The following is a 6,229-nucleotide window of genomic DNA, read 5'->3' on the forward strand; positions in this document are numbered from 1 at the left end:
AGCATCGGGATTTCCTGGAGCGATTTTCCCTAAACTCTCTGCCGCCTTCATACGGATATATTTATTCTCAGTAGTGCGGATAATTTGGAGCAATTCAGCGATAGCATCGGGATTTCCTGGAGCGATTTTCCCTAAACTCTCTGCCGCCTTCATACGGGTATCGTCATCCTCAGTAGTGCGGATAATTTGGAGCAACCCAGCGATGGCATCGGGATTTCCTTGTCCGATTTTCTCTAAATTCTCTGCCGCAAGCCAACCGGTAAGTCCATCCTCAGTGGTGCGGATAATTTGGAGTAACCCAGCGATGGCATCGGGATTTCCTTGTCCGATTGCCCCTAAACTTAATGCCGCTTCGTCCATGATATCTTCATCTAGGCAATTCTCAAGAATTGCACTCAGTTCTGAAATCGCAAGCCATCTAATGGTTTCAGATATCGCCTTTCTTGCCCATTCTTGAATCAGATTGGGAAAAATTGTCCATTTCTGTTTCTGAATATCAAACTCACCACACCCGCACTTCACCACCTGCTGCACAATATCAGTAGCCAGGGAACAAGCCTTAAACTCATTAATTCCTGCTGCTGCTAGAAAATAGGCTTTCTCTTCATAAAATCCTCTATCTACTTTCTCTTCATAAAATCCTCTATCTACTTTCTCAAAGTTCCATTCTCCACAGCCATCCTTAAACTCAATCAACCCCCGAATAAACCCCTCCTTCTCCTCATCCCCAACATCCTCACGCCCCAACCACAACAAAATTACCTGCTTCCACTGCGGTTCAAAAATATGATATCGCTTCCCCTCCACAGGACGATCGCAATGATCCTTCGGCAGAAAATAATCCCAATCCTCCACCGCCAACGCCGCGAAATACTCCGGAAACGTCGCATGATAAAAAACATAAACCGGGTCTTCCGGTTCATCCGCATCAACTCCCACCTCATTCAACCAACCCAACTTTAACGCCGTATCTCATAGAGAATCCTCGTCGGGTTCTCCCAAATATTCACAGACCAACCGATGACTTAACCGAAACCGACTCCTCTCCCCATCAAGGGATACTTTTGCTAACTCTCCTAATGCTGCATTTAACTGTTTTCTTTTCTCACTCTTCACCGGAAACTCTTTTTTCTTCCACTTATAAATATAGTCCACAAACTTTTCATACAACTTAGCTGTCGTATCCGGCAAATTTCCCTTTTTTCCTGTCCAAGTCGCACATAACAATGTTAACCGCAGGGGATTGCGGCATAAATCCTTAATCCGTTCCTTCCCCGACTCTTGCAATTCTGACCACAAGGATTCCGCTAACTGGACATCCTCACCCGCCGCCACCAACCCCCGAAACCAGCGCCGGATAAACTGCGGCTACATAGCCTACAACTCCTATTCTACCGTTACTTAGGTGTTACTCAAAACCATAGCAGAGTAACAAGTGAGTAAAAAATGAGTAACGATATCAATACCCCTACAGTAGGGGGAAAGGGTAACTATGACGGGGGCTATGCTAGGTTCCTCAAGGCCTATCAGGATTTTAAGGGTGAGTGTCCTAGGGGGGTAACTCTCAAACTTCAAAAGACCGGGGTTAGGTACAATCTCTTATTGCAGTTTAAGCAACCACCAACCGGAAAACGACTACCCAAAACGGCTAACCTTGAGTGTACTCCAGAAGGGGTGATAGACGGCGTTAAGAAAGCTAAGTTGGTATCTGAAGCCCTGGGAACTATCAGCAGCGCTAGTGAGTTCTGGGATTGGTACGATAAAACCATCCTAGGGAAAAATCAGATTGAGGATAATCTGATAACCTACCGGGAAATATTTCAACAACTGGAAGATGGGTATTTTGCCGGGTACAACCGCAACACAGGACGACCGCGTTCTCGCGATATTGTCAGTGACCTATCATCTTACGAGGCTACTAAAGGAATATATTTCAGGCTGTTCCCTAACTGGGATGAATATCCTAGCTGGGAGAGTTTCAAGGCTATGCTATATATTCCCTTGCAGAATGGAGAACAATTAGTAGGCTCCAAAACCTTCAAGGAACGTTACTACATCTTAAAAGCCATAGCTGAGAAATCACCTAACAAAGAACACTTGCTTAAACAGCTTGAGCCTATTAACGCCAAACAAACACAATTCAAAAAGAAACAACGGATAGGCATCGATGCCTTTAAAGATTGGTGGTATAGCGCTAAACAAAAAGCCTATACCATTAAAAGCAATACAGTAAGCAATAACCGCCATAGTTGGTTATGGGTGACGGGTATGGCAGTAATGTATGGGTTAAGGCCTACCGAGATAGCTGCGGCCGTTAATCTAACTAAGCCATTTGTAACGGATGATGGTATCACTATCAAAGCACTGTCAGACCCTGATAATCAGGATAATTACTTGGTGCTAGGTGACTATGTTTACTTTACTGACTCAGAAGGTCGGAAAGTGAGTATTAAAATAGGAGGAAGGGTTGTAGCTCCAATTCCCAGTCCTGAAATGTTTAAACTTCTGGAATTGAAACAGCCGTTGTTACCAGAATATAGCCCTAAAAAAGGCGTTCAACCCAGAACCATAACCGGAGGTTTTGACACAAGGTTTACTCAAAAAATTTCCTCTATGAAATGCCCGGTAACCCAGAAATATGCTTTTCGTAGACTGTACAACCTGTTAGGTGAAAAGTATGGATTACCTATCGAGTTGCGAGCTAGACTTATGGGTCATAGCACAATCGTCAATGAGAGTAACTATAAAACAAAAGGGATTGACGCTACCTTAGAAGTTATCGAAGGATGCTCTAAGTTACCTATACCGTTGAACGTAGCCATAGAACGGTTAGCAGCGTTAGGGGTTGATCTTGATAGCTCTGAAGCTAAATTATTCCTTTGAGTTATCTATCAGATAGATTAATCTAATCGTCAACCTTTCATAAATTAATGCCCCTAGATTAAACCCCTAGGGGTTATTTTATGGCTACAGATTGATAGATCCTGCTATGGTTTTGAGTAACACCTAAGTAACGGTAGAATAGGAGTTGTAGGCTATGTAGCCGCAGTTTATCCGGAGGTGGTTTCCGGTGGAAGCTGACGCGGAGTCGTTGTGGTCACAGTTGCAGGCGACAGGGAAGGAACGGATTAAGGATTTATGCCGCAATCCCCTGCGGTTAACCTTGTTATGTGCGACTTGGAAGGTGGAGAATGCGCTACCGGAAACGATGGCGGAGTTGTATGAGATTTTTGTGAACTTTATTTATAACTGGAAGGGAGAATAATTTTTATTGACAGATGAGGAAAAGGATAAATTAACAAATGAGCAAAAAGATAAATTACTAGATAAGATAAAAAATGATTTGAATGCAACTTTAGGAAAGTTGGAAAAAGTATCCCTCGATGGTGAAGTAAGCCGCTTTCGGTTAACCCATCGGTTGGTACGTCAATACTTGGGTAAACGGGAGGCTAAAAGTTCTCTGTTAAACAGAGCGTTAAAGTTGGGTTGGTTGAATGAGGTGGGGGTGGCAGCGGAAAAGCCCCGTGAGAAGGTCTATGGGTTTTATCATGCGACGTTTCAGGAGTATTTTGCAGCGTTGGCGGTGGAGGATTGGGATTATTTTCTGCCGAAGGATCATTGCGATCGTCCGGTGGAGGGGAAGCGGTATCGGATTTTTGAACCGCAGTGGAAGCAGGTGATTTTGTTGTGGTTCGGACGTGAGGATATTAAGGCTAAGGCTGAGGAGAATGAGAAGGAGAAGGAGGAGTTTATTCGTGCGTTGGTTGAGTTTGAGGATGCTTGTGGAGAGTGGAACTTTGACAAAGTAGATAGAGGATTTTATGAATACCAAGCAAATTTCATAGCTGCTGCTGCAATTAATGAATTTAAGGCTTGTTCCCGGGCAGATGAGATTGTGCGGCAGGTTGTGAGGTGGGGATTCGGTTATTTTAATACTGAAAAACAAGAATGGCGGACTTTTTTAGATCCGATCAAAGAAGCGGCGAGAGAGGTGATACCACAAACCATTAGACCCTTGGCGATCGCTGTATTGATCGAAATTATCCGCATGACTAAGAATGAAGATACCCGTAGGAAGGCGGTAGAGAGTTTAGAGCAAATCGACCCGGGAAATCCCAAGGCGATCGCTGGATTGCTCGAAGTTATCCGCACAACTGATTCTAAATATACCCAGTACCAGGTGATAGAGAGTTTAGATAAAATCGACCCGGGAAATCCAGAGGCAATCGCTGTGTTGCTTGAAATTATCCGGCGCCCTACTAAGGATGAATTGACCCGTTCGGGGGCGACATGGACTTTAAGAGAAATTGGACAAGGACATCCAGAGGCGATCGCTCGCTTGCTTGAAATTATCCGCACTACTGAGGATGAATGGACCCGTAGGCAGGCAGTAGATGGTTTAGGGGGAATCGGACAAGGAAATCCCGATGCGATCGCTCGCTTGCTTGAAATTATCCGCACTACTGAGGATGAATGGACCTGTAGGGAGGCAGTAGAGAGTTTAGGAAAAATCTGACAGGGAAATCCCAAGGCGAGCGCTGGATTGCTCGAAGTTATCCGCACCACTGATTCTAAATATACCCAGTACCAGGTGATAGAGAGTTTAGATAAAATCGACCCGGGAACAGGGAACCCGCAGGCGATCGCTGTATTGCTCGACATTATCCGCACCACTGAGAATGAAGATACCCGTTGGAAGTCGGCAGAAATTTTGGGGAAAATCGACCCTGGAAATGCCGAGGTGATTGCTGGGTTTTTCCAATTTATTCGCACGACTAAGGATTTTTTGAGATTGATTGATTTACACGGAATCATAAAAGGAAATCCTGAGCTCATCACTGGGTTAGTCAAATTTATCCACACCACTCAAGATGAATGGGCCAGTGGGGAAGCGGCTAATAGTTTAGGGCAAATCGTACAAGGAAATTCCGAGTCCATCGGTCAGTTGATCGAGATTATCCGCAACACCACTGAAGATGACTATATTCGTTGTCAGGCGGCTAATAGTTTAGGGAAAATCGACCCGGGAAATCCAGAGGCGATCGCGGCCTTAGAAGAAATCTTATGGGATGCTGGGGCTGATAAGTACACCCGTGGGCGAGCAGCCGAGAGTTTAGGGGAAATCGCCCCAGGGAACCCGCAGGCGATCGCCGCCTTAGTGGAAATCTTACGGGATGCTGGTGCTGATGATTCCACCCGTAGGCAAGCAGCCGAGAGTTTAGGGGAAATCGACCCGGGAAATCCAGAGGCGATCGCTGTCTTAGAGGAAATCTTACGGGATGCTGGTGCTGATGATTTCACCCGTTGGCGAGCAGCCAATAGTTTAGAAACAATCGCCCCAGGGAACCCGCAGGCGATCGCCGCATTAGAGGAAATCTTACGGGATGCTGGTGCTGATAATGACATCCGTAGCCGAGCAGCTTGGAGTTTAGGGGAAATCGCCCCAGGGAATCAGCAGGCGATCGCCGCATTAGAGGAAATCTTACGGGATGCTGGAGCTGATGATGACACCCGTTGGCTAGCAGCCGAGAGTTTAGAGAAAATACTCACCACACGCAACACTATGCAGGAGTCGTCTCCGCCTTAAAAGACTGCCTCAGCGATGAAGTTTATCAAAACAACTTTAAGCAATTTAATGAATGCTACGAACTCATCTGGAACTGTGCCGAAAACCTCCCCTATCCCGATTTTTATCAAGCCTGGCATCATCCCCCCACCACCCCCCATCCCGAAATCACCGAACAAACCCCCCATAACAGCGAAACAACCTTCGCCCCCATCAACCTCCCCCAAGCCCTACAACACCAGCCCATCCTCATCCTCAACGCCCAACCCCTCGCCAACGAAACCCGGGAAGGGGAAATCGCCCTCACCCTCAGCGAACTCATCTGGGATACCACCTGTCCCGACGAAGACCCCCCGGAACCCACAACCCCCGCCCAACTGCGCCGCGCCCTTAAACAACTGCAACGCCGCCAACTCCTCCCCCACCGCGCCCTCCTCCTCACCGACTGCGAACATCCCACCCCGGAACTCATCAGCTTCTGCGCAAAACTCACCGGGGTCATTGCCATTGCCATCCTCACCGAGGACCCCCTAGACGCGCCCTTAAAAGGCTTTCCCCCCAATAAGCGCGAATCTGATATCCGCCATTGCAACCTGGTTAGCAGAACTTTAACAAAATGTTGCGGAATTCCCCTTCCTCGCTTGCAGGGAGGGGATGAATAGG

6 protein-coding genes and 1 pseudogene (1 of these 7 cut by a window edge) are annotated in these 6,229 nt (G+C 46.7%); 5 read left to right on the forward strand and 2 right to left on the reverse strand.

Going from position 1 to position 6,229, the window contains the following annotated elements; translation table 11 throughout:
• Together P5674_RS21580 and P5674_RS21585 are read right to left on the reverse strand one after the other, a co-directional pair.
• Positions 1-939 (reverse strand): annotated as a pseudogene (locus P5674_RS21580) (HEAT repeat domain-containing protein); it reaches 1,564 nt to the left of the window's first position.
• Positions 940-972: 33 nt separating this feature from the next.
• Complete coding sequence (locus P5674_RS21585; protein WP_315670272.1) at positions 973-1,335, reverse strand: hypothetical protein; 363 nt, start codon at positions 1,333-1,335, stop codon at positions 973-975.
• A gap of 111 nt (positions 1,336-1,446) precedes the next feature.
• Here P5674_RS21585 and P5674_RS21590 point away from each other — a divergent pair, with 111 nt between their 5' ends.
• The 5 genes from P5674_RS21590 to P5674_RS21610 all read left to right on the forward strand — a co-directional run bounded on the left by P5674_RS21590 (position 1,447) and on the right by P5674_RS21610 (position 6,228).
• A complete protein-coding gene (locus P5674_RS21590; protein ID WP_315670273.1) occupies positions 1,447-2,883 on the forward strand; it encodes a recombinase in 1,437 nt (478 codons plus the stop codon).
• A 187-nt stretch (positions 2,884-3,070) separates the two neighbouring features.
• Complete coding sequence (locus tag P5674_RS21595; RefSeq protein WP_014276952.1) at positions 3,071-3,265, forward strand: hypothetical protein; 195 nt, start codon at positions 3,071-3,073, stop codon at positions 3,263-3,265.
• 6 nt (positions 3,266-3,271) lie between these two features.
• Entirely contained in the window at positions 3,272-4,516 is a 1,245-nt protein-coding gene (locus P5674_RS21600) for a HEAT repeat domain-containing protein (protein ID WP_315670274.1), read from the forward strand.
• Between the two features lie 27 nt (positions 4,517-4,543).
• Positions 4,544-5,587, forward strand: a complete 1,044-nt coding sequence (locus tag P5674_RS21605; protein ID WP_014276954.1) for a HEAT repeat domain-containing protein — start codon at positions 4,544-4,546, stop codon at positions 5,585-5,587.
• A complete protein-coding gene (locus P5674_RS21610) occupies positions 5,515-6,228 on the forward strand; it encodes an NACHT C-terminal alpha/beta 1 domain-containing protein (protein ID WP_050856799.1) in 714 nt (237 codons plus the stop codon). The genes P5674_RS21605 and P5674_RS21610 overlap by 73 nt, the downstream gene beginning before the upstream one ends.
• Position 6,229: the final 1 nt, after the last annotated feature.

It is taken from the genome of Limnospira sp. PMC 289.06, assembly GCF_032350395.1.
Lineage (GTDB): Bacteria > Cyanobacteriota > Cyanobacteriia > Cyanobacteriales > Microcoleaceae > Limnospira > Limnospira platensis.